Below are 17,091 nucleotides of genomic sequence, written 5' to 3'. Positions count from 1 at the left end.
TACGGAGCCGGTGCCGGCCCCGGTACGGCCGGACTACTTGCCCAGGACCGCCTGCATGACCTGCTTGGCGATCGGGCCGCCCAGCTTGCCGCCGGCGATCTCGGAGCGGGGGATGTCCATGTCCTTGGGGTCGACGAAGACGGCGACCGCCACCGGGGAGGAGCCGTCGCTCTGCTTGGCGTAGGAGACGAACCAGGCGTAGGGGCGCTCGTCGTTGACGTTCGCGCCGTGCTGGGCGGTGCCGGTCTTGCCGCCGACCGTCACGCCGTCGATCTTGGCCTTGCCGGCCGTGCCCTCCTCGACGGTGTACTCCATCATCTGCTGCACCTTCTTGGCGGTGTCGGCGGAGACGGCCTGGGACATCATCTTCGGCTCGAACTTCTCGATCGTCGACAGGTCGGAGCCGCGCACCTCGTCGACGATGTGGGGCGTCATCAGCTTGCCGTCGTTGGCGAGCCCCGCCGCCACCATCGCCATCTGCATCGGCGTGCTGGTCAGGCTGCCCTGGCCCATGCCGGTCAGCGCGGTCTGCGGCTTGTCGAGCTTGTCCGGGTAGAGGCTCTTGGTGGCCAGCAGGTCCCCGAAGTCCTTGTCGTAGACATCGGAGTTGAAGCCGAACTTCTCCGCGGTCTCGCGCATCTTGTCCTTGCCGACCTTCAGCGCGGTGTCGAGGAAGACGTTGTTGCACGACCACTGCATGCCGGTCTTGAGGGACGCCTTGTCGCAGGGCGCGCCCGCGACATCGTTGCCGATCTTCGTCGTGCTCAGCGGCAGCTGGTAGGGGGCGGGGGCGCCCGAGGGGGCGTCGATGTCGCTGACCACCCCGTGCTCCAGGGCGGCGGCCGCGGTGAGGATCTTGAAGGTGGAGCCGGGGGCGAAGGTCTCGCGCAGCGCCCGGTTGCTCAGCGGCTTGGTCTTGTCGTCGTCCAGCGCCTTGAACTTCCTGCTCTCGGCGTTGGAGATGCCGGCGAAGACCGACGGGTCGTAGGAGGGGGTGGAGGCCAGCGCGAGGACCTTGCCGTTGCGCGGGTCGAGGGCGACCACCGCGCCCTTGGCGTTGAGGTCGGTCAGACCCTTGTAGGCGGCCTTCTGCGCCTTGGGGTCGATGGTGGTGATCACATCGCCGCCGCGCGGCTTCTCCCCGGTCAGGATGTCCTTGGCGCGCTTGAGCGCGAGCCGGTCGTCCTTGCCGCTGAGCACCTTGTTGTAGATGCCCTCCAGGAAGGTCGTGCCCTGGGCCTGCGAGGCGAAGCCGGTGACCGGGGCGTACATCGGGCCGTCCTTGTACGTCCGCTTGTACTTGAAGTCGCCGGAGGTCGCCACGGAGCCGGTGATCGGCCGGCCGCCGACGATGATGTTGCCGCGGGGGTAGGAGAACGCCTCGATCTTCACCCGGCGGTTGTTGGGGTCGTTGGCCAGCTCGTCGGCCTGGACGAACTGGACCCAGGTCGCGCGGGCCAGCAGGGCCAGCACCAGCACCCCGCAGAAGACGGCTATATGCCTCAGCGGCCTGTTCATCGCTCTCCCACTCCCCATCGGCGGCGCCGGTCCGGGCGGATCGGCGCCCCGACCGCGCTACGCCCGAATTGCGGCTCTTCGAGAGTGAAAGATGAGATTGCGGCGGCTGTGGTTGCAGACGGGAACTGTGAGCGTCGCCTCGCGCGGCACGGGAACTGCGGACGGAACGGCCCGCGGACCGGCCTCGCGGAGCGGCCGGCGGGAGCGGCGCGACGCGGTCATCTCACGGAGAGCAGGAACATCAGCACCACCGCGGCCACGGCCAGCACGATGCCCATCCGGCGGAGCTTGGCCTGTACCTCATGCAGCTCCTCGGGCGGCTCATCGGGCGGGTCGGACCACAGCATGTATCGATCCTGTGCCCGTCGTGCCCGCGGCGCCTGAGTACGCGTACTCAGGCGCCGCGGTCCGAAGGACTAGTCAGTGCACCATGCACCGACCCCGGCCGGCGGCCGGGCGCTCCCGGCCGGTCAGCGCGGCCAGTGGACGGCAACCCCTCGACTCGACGAACGATCACCGCAACCACACCGGAACAGCAACCGAGGCAACGGCTCCTGCCCCGCCCCGGCTAACGGGGCCAGTAACTCGTCCGCCACGCCCGCGGACCGGGGTGCGGCACCCGGGCGCGCGCCGGGATCGTGGACGCCGGATCGGACCACTCGCTGCCGGGGGCACCGCCCTCGGCAGCGGCACCGGCGGCGACCGCCGCGGCACGGGCCTGCACCACCGCCAGTGCGGCGGCCAGCTCCTCAGGTGTCGGATTGCCCCGTACGACCTTGATCATCTGCGTCCACCTCCTACAGCGGGATGTTGCCGTGCTTCTTCGGCGGCAGCGCCTCGCGCTTGTTGCGCAGCGCGCGCAGCCCGCGCACGATGTGCCGGCGCGTCTCGGACGGCTCGATCACCGCGTCGACATAGCCGCGCTCGGCCGCCACGTACGGGTTGAGCAGGGCGTCCTCGTACTCCTGGATCAGCTCCTGCCGGCGGGCGTCCTGCGCGGCGGGGTCCTCGATGGCGGCCAGGGTGCGGCGGTGCAGGATGTTGACCGCGCCCTGCGCGCCCATCACCGCGATCTGCGCGGTCGGCCAGGCCAGGTTCAGATCGGCACCCAGGTGCTTGGAGCCCATGACGTCGTACGCGCCGCCGAACGCCTTGCGGGTGATGACCGTGATCAGCGGGACCGTCGCCTCCGCGTACGCGTAGATCAGCTTGGCGCCGCGCCGGATGATCCCGTCGTACTCCTGGTCCGTCCCCGGCAGGAAGCCCGGCACGTCCACGAACGTCAGCACCGGGATGTTGTACGCGTCGCAGGTGCGCACGAACCGGGCGGCCTTCTCCGATGCCTTGATGTCCAGGATGCCGGCGAACTGCATCGGCTGGTTGGCGACCACACCGACCGAATGGCCCTCCACCCGCCCGAAGCCGGTCACGATGTTCGGCGCGAACAGCGCCTGGGTCTCCATGAACTCGCCGTCGTCCAGGACGTGCTCGATCGCCGTGACCATGTCGTACGGCTGGTTCGCCGAGTCCGGGACGAGGGTGTCCAGCTCGCGGTCGTAGTCCGAGGTCGCAAGGTCCGCCTCCTCGGGGAAGACCGGCGGCTCGGAGAGGTTGTTGGACGGCAGGTAGGACAGCAGACCCTTGACGTAGTCGATGGCGTCCTTCTCGTCGCCCGCCATGTGGTGCGCCACGCCCGAGGTGGTGTTGTGCGTCCGCGCGCCGCCCAGCTCCTCGAAGCCCACGTCCTCGCCGGTGACCGTCTTGATGACGTCCGGGCCGGTGATGAACATGTGCGAGGTCTGGTCGACCATGACGGTGAAGTCGGTGATGGCGGGGGAGTAGACCGCGCCGCCCGCGCAGGGGCCGACGATCAGCGAGATCTGCGGAATGACGCCCGACGCGTGGGTGTTGCGCCGGAAGATCTCGCCGTACATGCCCAGCGAGACCACGCCCTCCTGGATGCGCGCGCCGCCGGAGTCGTTGATGCCGATGACCGGGCAGCCGGTCTTGAGCGCGAAGTCCATCACCTTGACGATCTTCTCGCCGAAGACCCCGCCGAGCGCCCCGCCGAAGACCGTGAAGTCCTGGGAGAAGACGGCCACCGGACGGCCGTCGACCGTGCCGTAGCCGGTCACCACGCCGTCGCCGTACGGGCGGTTCTTCTCCAGCCCGAAGTTGGTCGACCGGTGCCGCGCGAACTCGTCCAGCTCGACGAACGAGCCCTCGTCCAGCAGCAGATCGATGCGCTCACGCGCCGTCAGCTTCCCCTTGGCGTGCTGCTTTTCCACCGCGCGGGCGGAACCGGCGTGCGTGGCTTCGTCGACCCGCCGCTGCAGATCCGCCAGTTTGCCCGCGGTGGTGTGGATGTTTGCTTCCGGTTCGGACATCGGGATGCGGCTCCTGCTCGTCCTGGACTGGTGCTCGTACTGAGGGTGGTACGTGTATGGCTACCGACTCGTAGCGTATCGGCGGGGCTGCTCAGCGGCACTGCGTCGTTGACCACACCTAGGCTGGTGCCATGACGCCTCAACCACCGGGAAACCGGGACAAAGACGCCGGCCGCTGGAGCGATCTGGGCCGTCCCCCGCTGAACGCCACCGCGCTGCGTCGCGCCCTCGTGCGCCCCGGCGCCCTGTGGACCGCCCTGGACGTCGTTCCCGCCACCGGCTCCACCAACACCGACCTGGCCGAGCGCGCGGCCCAGGGGGCGGCCGAGGGCGCCGTCCTGGTGGCCGAGGAGCAGTCCGCCGGCCGCGGCCGCCTCGACCGCACCTGGTCGGCGCCCCCGCGCTCCGGGCTGTTCTTCTCCGTCTACCTCACCCCCCGCGTACCCGTCGAGCGCTGGGGCTGGCTCCCGCTGCTGGCCGGGGTGGCCACCGCCACCGCGCTGTCGCGTACGGCCGGCGTCGACACCGCACTCAAGTGGCCCAACGACCTCCTGGTCGCGGTCGACGGCGCCGAGCGCAAGGCCGGCGGCATCCTCGCCGAACGGGCCGCGGACGGCGTGGTCGTCGGCATCGGCCTCAACGTCACCCTCACCGCCGACGAACTGCCCGTGCCCGGCGCCGGTTCCCTCGCCCTGGCGGGCGCCCGCACCACCGACCGCGACCCGCTGCTGCGCGCCGTACTGCGCTCCCTGGACCACTGGTACGGCGAGTGGCAGACCGCCAACGGCGACCCCGCGGCCAGCCGGCTCCAGGACGCCTACGCGGCCGGCTGCGCCACGCTGGGCCGAACGGTGCGAGCCGAACTCCCCGGCGGCACCGAGATCGTCGGCGAGGCGGTCGCCATCGACGGCGACGGCCGCCTGGTCCTGGCCACGGCCGACGGCGTACAGCAACCGGTGGGCGCGGGCGACATCATCCACCTCCGCCCGGCGGGAGGGGACACCACCGGACAGCCGAAGTGACCCGCCGAGCCCGAGCGAGCCCGCCGCGATCCGCCAACGTCCCTGCTCCGGCCGCAACCCCCAACGGCGCCGCCCCGCCTCGGCCCGACACCGCGTACCCGAGGCGGCACGTCATACCCGAGACCGAGCGCCCCTGCTTACGCTCCCCACCACCAACAGCAACCCCCAACGGCTCCGCCTCGGGCCACCACGGCGTACCCGAGAGCGCCCCTGACTGCCCCCACCGCACCAACAGCAACCACCAACGGCTCCGCCCCGGGCCACCACGACGTACCCGACACAGTGAGCCCCTGATTACGCTCCCACCACCAACAGCAACCCCCAACGGCTCCGCCCCGGGCCACCACGACGTACCCGACACAGTGAGCCCCTGATTACGCTCCCACCACCAACAGCAACCCCCAACGGCTCCGCCCCGGGCCACCACGACGTACCCGACACAGTGAGCCCCTGATTACGCCCCCACCACCAACAGCAACCCCCAACGGCTCCGCCCCGGGCCACCACGACGTACCCGACACAGTGAGCCACGGCACACACCTGCCGTATCGTTGACTCGGTCCGCCAGGGAGCGGGCCACCGGCGAGCAGTGATCGGAAGGGCAGTGCGCAGGGATCGGACAGGGAGCGGCCGGTGACCGCCGACGACTCGGGCGCCGCCCCGCGCGACACGGACACCGAGGACGATGCCGTACGCGACGTGCCCGCGGGCGACCCGCCGGGGGCCGTCGACGGGGGCGACGACAACAGCATCGCCGTCCGCCTCGAACAACTCATCCTCGGCGCCGACCGCCGCTACACGCCGTTCCAGGCGGCCCGCAGCGCCGGCGTCTCCATGGACCTGGCGGCCCGCTTCTGGCGCGCCATGGGCTTCGCCGACATCGGCCAGGTCAAGGCCCTGACCGAGGCCGACGTACTCGCCCTGCGGCGCCTGGCCGGCCTGGTCGAGGCCGGTCTGCTGAGCGAGGCCATGGCCGTCCAGGTCGCCCGTTCCACGGGCCAGACCACCGCCCGCCTCGCCGACTGGCAGATCGACTCCTTCCTGGAGGGCCTCACCGAGCCCCAGGACTCCGGCCTGACCCGTACGGAGATCACCTATCCGCTGGTGGAGCTGCTCCTGCCCGAGCTGGAGGAGTTCCTGGTCTACGTCTGGCGGCGGCAGCTCGCCGCGGCCACCGGCCGGGTCGTACGGGCCCAGGACGACGTCGAGATGGTCGACCGCCGGCTCGCCGTCGGCTTCGCGGACCTGGTCGGCTTCACCCGTCTGACCCGCCGTCTGGAGGAGGAGGAACTGGGCGAGCTGGTGGAGGCGTTCGAGACCACCTGCTCGGACCTGGTGGCCGCGCACGGCGGACGGCTCATCAAGACCCTCGGCGACGAGGTGCTCTTCTCGGCCGACGACGCCGGAATCGCCGCCGAGATCGGCCTGCGGCTGATCGAGACGATGAGCCACGACGAGACGATGCCGGAGCTGCGGGTCGGCATCGCCTTCGGCACGGTCACGACCCGGATGGGCGATGTCTTCGGCACGACCGTCAATCTGGCCAGCCGGCTCACCTCGATAGCCCCCAAGGACACCGTCCTGGTGGACGAGGCGTTCGCGGAGGAACTCGGCCGGATCGGTGACGCGCCGGTCTCCGAGGCGGACGCCGCGGCCGCGGAGAAGGCCGCCGAGGAGGGCACGGGCGAGGCGCCGCCGTCCTACCGCTTCGCGCTGCAGCCGATGTGGCAGCGGCCGGTGCGCGGCCTGGGCGTCGTGGAACCGTGGCTGCTGACCCGGCGCGGCTGATCGGCGCGGCCGACCCGGCGCGGCTGATCGGCCCTGCCGTGGCACGACGAGTGCCCCGCCCCCCTGTCCCGCCGGGCTCCCGCCTGGCATGATCCCCCCAGTCGAGCAGGTCAACGTTCGTTAACACGGGAGGGTTCCATGCAGCGGTTCGGCGCGGACGAGTGGGTCGGCATCGAGCGCCATGGCTTCGTGGCGGAACTGGTCATGGACCGCCCCAAGGCCATGAACGCGGTCTCGACGGCGATGGCCGACGCCCTGTCACGGGCCTGCGCCGAGCTGGCCGCGGACCGTTCCGTACGGGCGGTGGTGCTCACCTCCACGCACGAGCGGGCGTTCTGCGTCGGCGCGGACCTCAAGGAGCGCAACTCCTTCACGGACGCGGACCTGATGCGCCAGCGCCCGCACACCCGCGCCGCCTACACCGGCGTACTGGAGCTGCCGGTACCCACCATCGCCGCGGTGCACGGCTTCGCGCTCGGCGGCGGCTTCGAGCTGGCGCTGGCCTGCGACCTGATCGTCGCGGACGGCACCGCGGTGGTCGGGCTGCCGGAGGTGTCGGTGGGCGTCATCCCCGGCGGGGGCGGCACCCAGCTGCTGCCGCGCCGGGTGGGCGCCGCGCGGGCGGCCGAACTGATCTTCACCGCCCGGCGGGTGCCGGCGGCCGAGGCGGCACAGCTGGGGCTGGTCGACCAGCTGGTGGCGGACGGCCGGGACCGGGCCGAGGCGCTGGCGCTGGCCGCGACGATCGCCCGCAACTCGCCCGTCGGCCTGCGCGCCGCCAAGCGCGCGCTGCGCCTGGGGCACGGCCTGGACCTGCGCACCGGACTGGACCTGGAGGACGGCGCCTGGCGCAGCGTGGCCTTCTCCGGGGACCGCGCGGAGGGCGTGGCGGCCTTCAACGAGAAGCGGGACCCGCAGTGGCCCGGTGAGTGAGGGCCGGTGAACGAAGCCCGGGGCCCGGTGCGTGAGGCCCGGCGAACGAGGCTCGACCCGGCCACGTAAGGCCCGGTGTATGAGCCGCCGGGCCGCTACGGATGGCCCGCTGCGGGTGGCCCGCTACGGATGGCCTGCTGCGGGCGGCCTGCCCCGGGCGGCCCGGCGCGCAGGTGACGCAACGTAATCAACCCCTCTCCCACCCCCTTTTCGGCCCCCACCAGCCACGACGTGGATAACGCCCCGGTGTCATTCCCGCACTCAAAGGGGCGAAAGGGGCTAAACATTCCTACGCTGTAATACAGAGCGTGCTCACGGTGACGGAATGTGAGGATCCGGTGACGGGTGAGGGCGATGCGAGGCTGCGGGCAGTGGTGGAGCTGGCGCAGGCGATGGCGGCCGCGCACACACCGCGCGAATCGGCGCACGCGGCGGCCCAGGGCGTACGCCTGGCCCTGGGCGGCTCCTTCGCGGCGATCTCGAAGTGGGAGCGCGAGCTGGGCAAGCTCCGGGTGCTGGTCAACGTCGGCGAACTCGCCGAGGGCGAGGAGGAGTTCCCGGAGGACGAGAGCTACCCGGTGCACGAGTTCCCGGAGATCGTCGGGTTCCTGCACGAGCAGTGGGCCGGCGGCGGCGAGCCCAGCGCCTGGGTGGAGACGGCCGAGGCGGACCCGCCTCCCGGGGGCCCCGGGCCCGGCGGGTCGGCGGGCGGCCGGGACGGCCCCTACAACCACCAGCGGGTGGCCGCGCTGCGCCGCCGCGGCCGGGGCTGCTGTGTGGTCGCCCCGATCGTGCTGCACGGGCGGGCGTGGGGTGAGCTGTATGTCGCCCGGCGCACCGCGGAGCCCGTCTTCGGCCGGGCGGACGCCGACTTCGCCAGCGTGCTCGCCGCCGTGACGGCCGCCGGGATCGCCCAGACCGAGCGGCTGGCCGAGGCCCGACGACTGGCCTTCACCGACGCGCTGACCGGCCTCGCCAACCGCCGGGCCGTCGATATGCGGCTGGACGAGGCGCTGGAGCTGCACCGAGGCGAGGGCGCGGTGGTCAGCCTGGTGGTGTGCGATCTCAACGGGCTCAAGCGGGTGAACGACTCGCGCGGCCACGCGGTGGGCGACCGGCTGCTGGAGCGGTTCGGGTCGGTGCTCTCGCTGTGCGGTGCGATGCTGCCCGGCACGCTCGCCGCCCGGCTCGGCGGCGACGAGTTCTGCCTGCTCGCGCTGGGGCCGCCGGCCGACGAGGTGGTCAAGGTGGCCGCCGAGCTGTGCCGCCGGGCCGGGGAGCTGGACCTCGGTGAGGGCGTCGCGGTGGGGGTCGCCTCGACCGGTGATCCGATCGGCCAGGTGCGCAGCGGCCGCCGCCTCTTCCGGCTCGCGGACGCCGCGCAGTACAAGGCCAAGGCGGCGGGCTCGGGCGAGCCGGTGGTCGCCGGCCGGCACGGCGGCCGGGACGACCCGGTCGTACGGCTCGCCGACGCTCCGGACCGGCGGCCGGGGCCGGAGCGCCGGCGCTTCAGGAGGTGAGGTCGGTGCGGTGGGAGATCCTCGGGCGGTGCCGCCGGCCGCCCGCGGTCACACTTGGTAAGGGGTGATCCGGAAATCCGGTGGTGACATCCGGCGATTCAGTCTCTAGGGTGCCTGAATATGGATATGCACACTGTGGTGCTGGGGACGTCCGGCACGACCGCACAGGACGTCATCGCGGTGGCCCGCGGCGCGGCCCGGATCGAGCTGTCCGAGGAGGCCCTCGCGGCCGTCGCCGTCTCCCGCGCCTTCATCGACGAACTCGCCGCCAAGCCCGACCCCGTCTACGGCGTCTCCACCGGCTTCGGTGCCCTGGCCGTACGGCACATCAGCCCCGAGCTGCGGGCCCAGCTCCAGCGCAACATCGTGCGCTCGCACGCGGCCGGCATGGGCCCGCGGGTCGAGCGCGAGGTGGTCCGCGCGCTGATGTTCCTGCGGCTGAAGACCCTCGCCTCCGGGCACACCGGCGTCCGCCCGCTGGTCGTCGAGACCATGGCCGCGATACTCAACGCCGGCATCACCCCCGTCGTCCACGAGTACGGATCCCTCGGCTGCTCCGGCGACCTCGCACCGCTCTCGCACTGCGCGCTGACGCTGATGGGCGAGGGCGAGGCGGAGGGCCCCGACGGCGTCGTACGCCCGGCCGGGGAGCTGCTGGCCGCGCACGGCATCGCGCCCGTCGAACTGCGCGAGAAGGAGGGCCTGGCCCTTCTCAACGGCACCGACGGCATGCTCGGCATGCTCGTGATGGCCTGCGCCGACCTCGCGCGGCTCTTCACCTCCGCCGACATCACCGCGGCCCTCTCCCTGGAGGCGCTGCTCGGCACGGACAAGGTCCTCGCGCCCGAGCTGCACGCCATCCGCCCGCACCCCGGGCAGGCCGCCTCGGCCGCCAACATGCTGAAGGTGCTGGAGGGTTCGGGCTTCACCGGTCACCACCAGGACGACGCCCCGCGCGTCCAGGACGCCTACTCCATCCGCTGCGCCCCGCAGGTCGCCGGCGCCGGCCGGGACACTCTGGACCACGCCCGCCTGGTCGCCGACCGCGAGCTGGCGTCGGCGGTCGACAACCCGGTGGTGCTCCCCGACGGCCGGGTGGAGTCCAACGGCAACTTCCACGGCGCCCCGGTCGCCTACGTCCTGGACTTCCTGGCCATCGCCGCCGCCGACCTCGGCTCGATCGCCGAGCGCCGCACCGACCGGCTGCTGGACAAGAACCGCTCCCACGGGCTGCCCGCCTTCCTGGCCGGCGACCCGGGCGTCGACTCCGGCCTGATGATCGCCCAGTACACCCAGGCCGCGCTGGTCAGCGAGTTGAAGCGGCTGGCCGCGCCCGCTTCGGTGGACTCCATCCCGTCCTCCGCCATGCAGGAGGACCATGTCTCGATGGGCTGGTCGGCGGCGCGCAAGCTGCGCACCGCCGTCGACAACCTGACCCGGATCGTGGCCGTCGAGCTGTACGCGGCGACCCGCGCCATCGAGATGCGCGAGGGCCTGACGCCGGCGCCCGCCACCCGCGCGGTACTGGACGCGGTACGCGCCGCGGGCATCCAGGGCCCGGGCGAGGACCGCTTCCTGGCGCCGGACCTGGAGGCCGCGTACGCGTTCGTACGTGCCGGAAAGCTGGTGACGGCGGCGGAGTCGGTCACGGGGGAGTTGGCTTAGGAGGCGCCCGGGTTGGCCGGGCCACGTGGGCCGGGCCGAGTCGGCTGAGGGGGGTCACGTGGGCCGGGCCAAGTCGGCCGAGCCGGGCCAAGTCGGCCGAGGTGCGCCCCTCGCCGTCGGAATACCCTCCGCAACCGCCGCGTTGTGGCCCCGCAGGGGGCGTTCGCAACCCCTACGGGATCTGTTCCCCCCACCCCTAAGGCCCCGGGACCGCCCCCGGGGCCTTGCCCGTGGGCGCAGGGCCGGGCGTGGCCGTCAGGCCGTCTCGCCGGGGGTACGGCGTACCGAGTAGGCGACCAGCGCGGCGCCGAGCGCGAGGAAGCCGGCGCCGCCGATCACGTACGGGGTGGTGTCCGGGCTGCCGGTGTCGGCGAGGAAGTGCTGGGGGGCGGTGGGGCCGGGGGCCTTGGCGTCGCTCCCCGCGCGGCTCACCCGGTCCGTCCCGTCCGCCGGACCCGACTGGTCCGTCGGTCCCGATTCGTCCGCCAGTCCCGGTTCGGCCGGCGCGGAAGCCGTCCGCAGGCCGGAGTCTGTCGCTCCGTCAGTGCCCACGATCGCGTTGGCGGACGGTACGAACCACAAGGCGAACAGTACCGATCCCGCGGCGGTGGCGGTCAGCAGTGGTCGTCGAGCGGTCACGAAAGCGATCCCCCTTGTGGGTTCGGCGAATTGGCCGTTGAGCGCAGATGTTAGTGACCGCCGCGGGTCGCGGGGAAGTCGGGACCCGTCCGTGCCTAACCTCCGTGCTATGAGCAATGGTGAGACATCACGTTTTGTGCGGCTTCATGTCGAACTGGTCATGGAGGTCACCGACGCCGGGCAGCTGACCGGCGCGGCCCTGGAGCGCATCGACGGCGACCCGTCGCTGCCGGACGAGGAGCGCAGGCAGTCCCGGGAGACCGTCAAGGAGGACCCGGCGGAGGCGCTGGCCCACCTGGTCGACCCGTTCGACCTCGTCACCGCGGTGCCGGGCACGGAGCTCGCCCAGGCATCGTGGAGCAGCGAGGAGCTGACCGACTACGACCCCGAAGCCGAGTGGGACGCGGCGGAGTGGGATCTGGCGGACGATGCGGACGGGGAGGGCTGACACCGGGCACCGCTCCCGCACCCCCACCGGCCACGGCCCCCGCGCGGCGTCCCGCCCGTACGGGGGCCGATTACGTCCAGCGGGCCGGGGTCGATTGCGTGCAGCGGCCGTCGGCGGGCCCGTACGCCTCGGACAAAGGCACTCTGCGTGATCGGCCGGAGCGCATTCCGCAGCCCCTGCCCCTGGCCCGCCGTACGTCCCGGTGCAGGCGGGTCCCCATAGTGGCCTACCCCACACTTTTCGGGCGAATGGAACGGGCGAAACGGAAAAGGCGTTCAAATGGAGTCGGCCGGAATGGCTGCGTCCAGATATGCCTTCGCTCAGTTGGCAGTCGGCTCGGGGAAAGATGCGAATTCGGTAGCAATGGAGATGCGTGTGATGACGGACAGCAAGCGCCGCAAGAGCCTCATAGCCAGCGCCGCGCTGCTCGGGGGCGTAATCACGCTGACGGCGTGTGGCGCCAGCAGCGCGGCTGACGGAGGCGGTGTCGGCGCCGACGCCACCCGTCACGTGAACGCCCAGCAGGTCGACGAGGCGGCCGCGAAGGACGTCTCCGACGCCGAGATCACCATCTCGCCGAAGAACGGCGACACCCACGCGAGCCTCAGCAAGCCCGCCAAGGTCACGGTCAGTGGCGGACGGCTCACCGACGTCACGATGACCTCCGTCGAGTCCGGCCGGACGATCGACGGCACGCTGTCGGCCGACGGCACCTCCTGGCAGCCGGACCAGCCGCTGAGCCGCTCGACGAAGTACAAGGTCACCGCGCGCGCGGTGGACTCCCAGGGCCGCAAGGCGGTGGAGAACTCCAGCTTCACCACGCTCACCCCGTCCAGCAGCTTCATCGGGAACTTCACGCCCGAGGACGGCTCGACCGTCGGCGTCGGCATGCCGGTGTCGATCAACTTCGACAAGCCGATCAAGAACAAGGCCGACGTGGAGTCCGCGATCAGGGTCTCGGCGAGCAGCAACCAGCGCGTCATCGGCCACTGGTTCAGCGACACCCGGCTGGACTTCCGCCCCCAGGAGTACTGGCAGGCGAACTCCGAGGTCACCATGGACCTCGGCCTGAGCGGCGTCGAGGCATCGCCGGGCGTCCGGGGCATCCAGAACAAGACCGTCAGCTTCCACGTCGGCCGCTCGCAGGTCAGCACCGTCGACACCAAGACGCACCAGATGACCGTGGTGCGCGACGGCCGGGTCGTGAAGACCATCCCGATCTCGGCCGGCGGCCAGGAGAACCCGACCTACAACGGCGACATGGTCATCTCCGAGCGGTTCAAGCAGACCCGGATGGACGGCTCGACGGTCGGCTTCAAGAAGAAGAACGGCAAGGGCGAGTACGACATCCCCGACGTGCCGCACGCCATGCGCCTGTCGGCCTCCGGCACCTTCATCCACGGCAACTACTGGGGCAAGGGCATCTTCGGCACCGCCAACACCAGCCACGGCTGCATCGGCCTGAAGGACGTCAAGGGCGCCGACGACCCCAAGACGGACGGCGCCTGGTTCTTCAACCACTCGCGGACCGGCGACGTGGTGAAGGTGGTCAACTCCCCGGACCGCACCATCAAGCCCGACAACGGCCTCAACGGCTGGAACATGGCCTGGTCGCAGTGGGTCGCGGGCAGCGCCCTGCAGTGATCCGCGGGCAGTGCCTGTAGTGATCCGCGCGCAGTGCCTGCAGTGATCCGCGGGCAGTGCCTGCAGTGATCAGTGACGGGCGGGCGATCGCCCCGCGCCGCACGACCTGACCGACCGACCGACGCCCGGCGGTGCCGTACACACGGCGCGCCGGGCGTCGTCGCGGTTACGGCCGGTGCCCGCCCCCGGGCGCCGGACCATCGCCCCCGAACGGGCTGTCGATCACATACCGCCAGCGGCCGTCCCCGCCCCGCCGGGCGACATCGGTCGCGGTGCCCCGGACCCGCGCCCCGCCGACCTCCCCGTCCAGCTCCCAGTCGACGACCAGCAGCGCCGTGTCACCCGCGACCTGGACCTGCCGCGGCCGTACGGTGATCGGCAGCCCGAGGCCGAGGAAGCCGGCGTTGGCGCGCCGGATCGCCTCCGGTGTGGTGGCCGGTGCCCCGCCGCGCGGCACGAACACCGCGTCGGGCGCGTACATCTCCTGTACCGCGTCGGCATCGCCCGAGTTGAAGCGCTGCGCGAAGGCGGCGGGCACGTCCCGCGCCTCACGCGGCAACTCGGCGGGACGGGCCGCCGGGACGGGCACAGGGCCGGAGACGGGATCGGGACGGGGATCGGGACGGGGATCGGGACGGGGATGGGGACCGGGATGGGGCTCGGGGCCGGGGCCGGGGCCGGGTTCGGGCTCGGGATAGGGATCGGGTTCGGGGGCGGCGTCGGGCTCGGGATCGGGCTGGGCGGAAACGGGCGTCACGGTCGTTGCCTCCTGGGTGCCGGTGCGCGGCCGGGGCGTGTTTCAGTGGGTGGCCGCCGGTGCGGCGCAACCCTAGGAGGCCCCCTCGTGACTCACCGAACGGTTCGGGGCGCTCCCGGCCTGCCCGACGACGCCCGGGCCTCGGTGCGCGAACCGTCCCCCGACTGCCCCGTGGAGATCGCGCTCGGCGCGCTCCGCGGCCGCTGGACCACCCTCGTCCTCCGCGAGCTGCTCCGCGGCCCGCACACCTACGGCGAACTGGCCGCCGCCCTCCCCGCGCTCTCCGACAAGGTGCTCAGCGACCGGCTCGCCCAGCTCGTCGCCGAGGGCGTGGCCCGGCGCGACCGCATTCCCGGCTGGCCGTCCACCGTCCGCTACGAACTCACCCCGCACGGGCGGGAGTTGGGGCCCGTAATGCAGGCACTCTGGGACTGGGGCGCCGCCGCCGGCCGACCGCGGGAGGCGGCGGCGGGCAGCGCCGTACCGGGCCCCGCGGCGCCGGCCGGCGGGCCGTACCGCGCGCGGCCGTAGAGTGACCGGGTGAGCGAACGCGGAGGAAAAGGGCGCGGCGGGGCCCGGTCGTCGGCGGCCGACGAGCTGGTCGCGAAGGTGCTCGGCATGGTCCGTTACGCACCCGACGGCGCCGGGGCCGAGGACGCCATAGAGGCGGGTGCCTCGATGCTGGCCGCCGCCGAGCCCGGCTGGGAGGCGGTGAGCACGGCGGTGGTCGAGGCCGCCGTTGGGGCGGTGCGGCAGTGCTGGGCGGGCGGCTGGCACCCGGCCGACCTGGAGCGGATCGTGCGGCGTGAGGCATCGGACGCGACGCTGGTGGCGCTGGTCGTCGACGCCGTCGCCGCGGAGCACGCCCGGCCCGCCGCGACCCGCTCCCGGCCCGGCACGCGCTGGTCCGAGCAGCTGCGGCGGCTGGGCGCCGAGGTGTGGTGGGAGTCCGACCGCGGCTACCTCGACGCGGTGGCCGCGCGCCGCCGCAGCTCCCGCTTCGAGACCGCCTACGACGTGCTGGCGGCGCTGCGCGTCCTCGCCCGGCTGCCCCGCATCACCCCGCTGCCGACCCCGCCCGAGACCGGGGCGGGGGCCGCGGCGGGGCGCCGCTCCGGGGACGCCGCCTCGCGCGCCCTGGGGCGCATCCGCGGTCTGCTCGCCAAGGCCGAGGCGACGAACTACGCGCAGGAGGCGGAGGCGCTGTCGGCGAAGGCGCAGGAGCTGATGGCCCGGCACAGCATCGACGAGGCGCTCCTCGACACCGCGGACGGCTCGCCGGGCGGGGTGGCCGGCCCGTCGGCGGTCCGCATCGGCATCGAGGGACCGTACGAGCAGGCCAAGGCGCTGCTCCTGGACGCCGTCGCGACCGCCAACCGCTGCCAGGCCGTCTGGGCCGCCGACGTCGGCTTCTCCACGGTCGTCGGCTTCCCGGCCGACCTGGAGGCGGCCGAGATGCTCTACACCTCCCTGCTGCTGCAGGCCACCACGGCCATGAACCGCGCGGGCGACGACCACGGCCGCGCGCTCAAGGAGCGGGGCGGCACCCCCGTCGCCGGCGGCCGCTCCCGCCGTACCCGGGACTTCCGCCAGACCTTCCTCGTGGCGTACGCCGACCGCATCCGCGACCGGCTGACGGCGGCCACCGCGGCCGCCACGGCCGCCGCCACCGCTGAGTCCGCCGGGGCGGCCCCCGACCTCCTCCCGGTCCTCGCCGCCCGCGAACTCGCCGTCGAGGAGACCACCGGCGCCCTCTTCCCGGACACCGCCCCGGTCCGCCTGCGCGGCGTCAACGACGCGGCCGGCTGGCACCAGGGCAGGGCCGCCGCGGACCGCGCCCGCCTCGGCGACGGCTGAACCGCACCCGGTCCCTGCCCTCCCGCGCCCGGTTTTCGCGCTCCCGGCCCGGCCCCCGCACTCCCGGCCCGGCAACGACCGGCCTACGGCGCGAAGTACACCCCCGGCGGCACCCCCACCGCCCGCCGGAAGGCCGCGACGAACGCGCTCGGGGAGGCGTACCCCACCCGCGCCGCCACGGCCGCGACGGTCGCGCCGCCGGCCAGCAGCGGCATCGCGGCCTGCAACCGCACCCGGGTGCGCCACTGCCCGTACGGCATACCGGTGTCCGCCACGAACGCGCGGGCCAGCGTCCGGCCGCTCGCGCCCACCCGGGCGCCCCACTCCGCCAGTGTCCGCCCGTCCGCCGGATCGGCGCGCAGCGCCTCCGCGACCCGGCGCGCCCGCGGGTCGCGGGGCATCGGGGCCTGCACCGTCGCCACCGACACCGGGCGCAGCTGGTCCAGGACGACGGCCTCGGCCCGTTCGCGGGCGGCCGCGGCCAGGGTGTCGTCCGCCAGGTAGCAGATCAGCTCGCGCAGCAGCGGTGAGACACCGACGACGGTGGGCGCCGACCAGCCGACGGGGCAGCGCCCGGGCAGGAAGTACAGGCTGCGGAAGAGCGCCGGACCGGCGGCGCCGGTGGCGTGCTGGGTCCCGGCCGGGATCCACAGCGCCATCGACGGCGGGAGCACCCAGGTGCTGCCGACGGCCCGTACGGCCAGTACGCCCCTGCCCGCCCAGGCGAGTTGATGGTGCTCGTGGCGGTGGCGCTCGAACCACTGCCCGCCGTCCATCGCGAAGCTCCCCACGACGACGGCCGCGCCGGAGGGCGGCCCCGCCGGCGCCACCCGCCCGGCCGGCCCCTCGTGCCCGTTCGGCTGCGCACCGCTGTCCGTCCTGCGATACAACATGTCCCCCTGTCGCGTGGTGG

At 73.0% G+C, this 17,091-nt stretch carries 16 protein-coding genes; 9 read left to right on the top strand and 7 right to left on the bottom strand.

What is annotated here, in order from left to right:
• Nucleotides 1–33: 33 nt before the first annotated feature.
• The 4 genes from ACZ4NB_RS11155 to ACZ4NB_RS11140 form a co-directional block, all read right to left on the bottom strand.
• Nucleotides 34–1,518 carry a peptidoglycan D,D-transpeptidase FtsI family protein gene (locus tag ACZ4NB_RS11155; protein WP_467660234.1) on the bottom strand — a complete coding sequence of 495 codons (1,485 nt, stop codon included), beginning with the start codon at nt 1,516–1,518 and terminating at the stop codon, nt 34–36.
• Between the two features lie 218 nt (nt 1,519–1,736).
• Complete coding sequence (mmpB, locus tag ACZ4NB_RS11150) at nt 1,737–1,865, bottom strand: morphogenic membrane protein MmpB (RefSeq protein WP_467660233.1); 129 nt, start codon at nt 1,863–1,865, stop codon at nt 1,737–1,739.
• A 221-nt stretch (nt 1,866–2,086) separates the two neighbouring features.
• Entirely contained in the window at nt 2,087–2,302 is a 216-nt protein-coding gene (locus ACZ4NB_RS11145) for an acyl-CoA carboxylase epsilon subunit (protein WP_467660231.1), read from the bottom strand.
• A 13-nt stretch (nt 2,303–2,315) separates the two neighbouring features.
• Nucleotides 2,316–3,905, bottom strand: a complete 1,590-nt coding sequence (locus tag ACZ4NB_RS11140) for an acyl-CoA carboxylase subunit beta (RefSeq protein WP_467660229.1) — start codon at nt 3,903–3,905, stop codon at nt 2,316–2,318.
• 131 nt (nt 3,906–4,036) lie between these two features.
• On the opposite strand from ACZ4NB_RS11140, the gene ACZ4NB_RS11135 reads away from it, so the two are divergent.
• The 5 genes from ACZ4NB_RS11135 to hutH all read left to right on the top strand — a co-directional run bounded on the left by ACZ4NB_RS11135 (nt 4,037) and on the right by hutH (nt 10,833).
• Nucleotides 4,037–4,927 carry a biotin--[acetyl-CoA-carboxylase] ligase gene (locus ACZ4NB_RS11135; protein ID WP_467660228.1) on the top strand — a complete coding sequence of 297 codons (891 nt, stop codon included), beginning with the start codon at nt 4,037–4,039 and terminating at the stop codon, nt 4,925–4,927.
• A 633-nt stretch (nt 4,928–5,560) separates the two neighbouring features.
• The gene (locus tag ACZ4NB_RS11130; protein ID WP_467660227.1) at nt 5,561–6,715 is read left to right on the top strand and encodes an adenylate/guanylate cyclase domain-containing protein; all 1,155 of its coding nucleotides are present in this window, start codon (nt 5,561–5,563) and stop codon (nt 6,713–6,715) included.
• A gap of 138 nt (nt 6,716–6,853) precedes the next feature.
• On the top strand, nt 6,854–7,648 hold the full coding sequence (locus ACZ4NB_RS11125; protein ID WP_467660225.1) for an enoyl-CoA hydratase/isomerase family protein: 795 nt from the start codon (nt 6,854–6,856) through the stop codon (nt 7,646–7,648).
• A 392-nt stretch (nt 7,649–8,040) separates the two neighbouring features.
• Nucleotides 8,041–9,168, top strand: coding sequence for a GGDEF domain-containing protein (locus ACZ4NB_RS11120; RefSeq protein ID WP_467660342.1), 1,128 nt, complete (start codon nt 8,041–8,043; stop codon nt 9,166–9,168).
• A 120-nt stretch (nt 9,169–9,288) separates the two neighbouring features.
• The gene (hutH, locus tag ACZ4NB_RS11115; protein WP_467660224.1) at nt 9,289–10,833 is read left to right on the top strand and encodes a histidine ammonia-lyase; all 1,545 of its coding nucleotides are present in this window, start codon (nt 9,289–9,291) and stop codon (nt 10,831–10,833) included.
• 255 nt (nt 10,834–11,088) lie between these two features.
• Here the strand turns inward: hutH and ACZ4NB_RS11110 are convergent, their stop codons facing one another.
• Nucleotides 11,089–11,472, bottom strand: coding sequence for a hypothetical protein (locus ACZ4NB_RS11110; protein WP_467660223.1), 384 nt, complete (start codon nt 11,470–11,472; stop codon nt 11,089–11,091).
• Nucleotides 11,473–11,581: 109 nt separating this feature from the next.
• On the opposite strand from ACZ4NB_RS11110, the gene ACZ4NB_RS11105 reads away from it, so the two are divergent.
• On the top strand, nt 11,582–11,920 hold the full coding sequence (locus ACZ4NB_RS11105; RefSeq protein WP_467660222.1) for a hypothetical protein: 339 nt from the start codon (nt 11,582–11,584) through the stop codon (nt 11,918–11,920).
• Between the two features lie 378 nt (nt 11,921–12,298).
• Nucleotides 12,299–13,564 (top strand): L,D-transpeptidase, encoded by a 1,266-nt coding sequence (locus ACZ4NB_RS11100; protein ID WP_467660221.1) that lies wholly within the window; start codon nt 12,299–12,301, stop codon nt 13,562–13,564.
• A gap of 166 nt (nt 13,565–13,730) precedes the next feature.
• Here ACZ4NB_RS11100 and ACZ4NB_RS11095 read toward each other — a convergent pair whose 3' ends face one another.
• Nucleotides 13,731–14,321, bottom strand: coding sequence for a YybH family protein (locus tag ACZ4NB_RS11095; RefSeq protein WP_467660220.1), 591 nt, complete (start codon nt 14,319–14,321; stop codon nt 13,731–13,733).
• Nucleotides 14,322–14,408: 87 nt separating this feature from the next.
• On the opposite strand from ACZ4NB_RS11095, the gene ACZ4NB_RS11090 reads away from it, so the two are divergent.
• On the top strand, nt 14,409–14,852 hold the full coding sequence (locus ACZ4NB_RS11090; RefSeq protein WP_467660218.1) for a winged helix-turn-helix transcriptional regulator: 444 nt from the start codon (nt 14,409–14,411) through the stop codon (nt 14,850–14,852).
• Between the two features lie 78 nt (nt 14,853–14,930).
• Nucleotides 14,931–16,178, top strand: coding sequence for a DUF2786 domain-containing protein (locus ACZ4NB_RS11085; protein WP_467660341.1), 1,248 nt, complete (start codon nt 14,931–14,933; stop codon nt 16,176–16,178).
• Nucleotides 16,179–16,261: 83 nt separating this feature from the next.
• Here the strand turns inward: ACZ4NB_RS11085 and ACZ4NB_RS11080 are convergent, their stop codons facing one another.
• Nucleotides 16,262–17,071: an AraC family transcriptional regulator gene (locus ACZ4NB_RS11080; protein WP_467660217.1), complete on the bottom strand. Its 810-nt coding sequence runs from the start codon at nt 17,069–17,071 to the stop codon at nt 16,262–16,264.
• Nucleotides 17,072–17,091: the final 20 nt, after the last annotated feature.

The organism is Streptomyces sp. NPDC026575, from assembly GCF_055567415.1.
The sequence above is the reverse complement of the archived record's forward strand: the minus strand, read 5'-3'. Positions and strand labels throughout refer to the sequence as shown.